Source organism: Methylobacterium sp. E-005 (assembly GCF_022829725.1).
Lineage (GTDB): Bacteria > Pseudomonadota > Alphaproteobacteria > Rhizobiales > Beijerinckiaceae > Methylobacterium.
On sequence record NZ_JAKSYG010000130.1, the window covers coordinates 1 to 659 of the forward strand.

The following is a 659-nucleotide window of genomic DNA, read 5'->3' on the forward strand; positions in this document are numbered from 1 at the left end:
AAGGACGACGCGCCCACGACCAGCATGGGCGCCGGCGGCCTGACCGGCACCGGCGCCACCCGGGACGGGGCTCGCACCGCGACCGACACGGCACCGAAAGGTGGCGCGAAGCCGCCCTCGGCACCGGCGGCGGGCACCACCGGCTAATCGGTTACTGCGAGCGCCTGCTGAACGAGACCGCGTAGGCCTGCACACGGGCGTCGATCAGCGGATCGTCCGAGACCTCGATCCCGTCGGTCCGTTTCTGCGGCCTGAAGAGTAGCGCCTTCTCGGCCTGGGCCGGGGGCTCCGTCATCTCCTGCAGCCAGCACAGGACCTCGTCGACGGCTTCCGTCCCGAGAATGGCTTCGGCCCGGGCAACAAGGCGCTTGGACTCGACGAGATCGCGAACGGCTTCGGCGCGAGGGTCGACGACAATGGGCCGCTCGGAGTACCCCATGATGCGCGGGTCGTACGGCCCGGGGTCTGCAGCGGCTTCCCGTATGGCGCGCTCGCCCTCAGGGTCGAGGACTAAGGCAAGTCCCTCGACCCGCCTGCCGGGCGGGGCGACATGCTCCACTCTGTGCTCCGACCGCTCCCGGTACTCGTCGCTCGTCATGGGGACGGACTCGCCGTCGGGCATCACGACGACGATGGCCACGTCCTCGCCCGTCGGGCGG

The 659-nt window shown here is 70.9% G+C and carries 1 pseudogene; it reads right to left on the reverse strand.

The window, feature by feature from the left end:
• Window positions 1-151 precede the first annotated feature (151 nt).
• Window positions 152-659 (reverse strand): annotated as a pseudogene (locus tag MKK88_RS14800) (hypothetical protein); the annotation flags it as partial.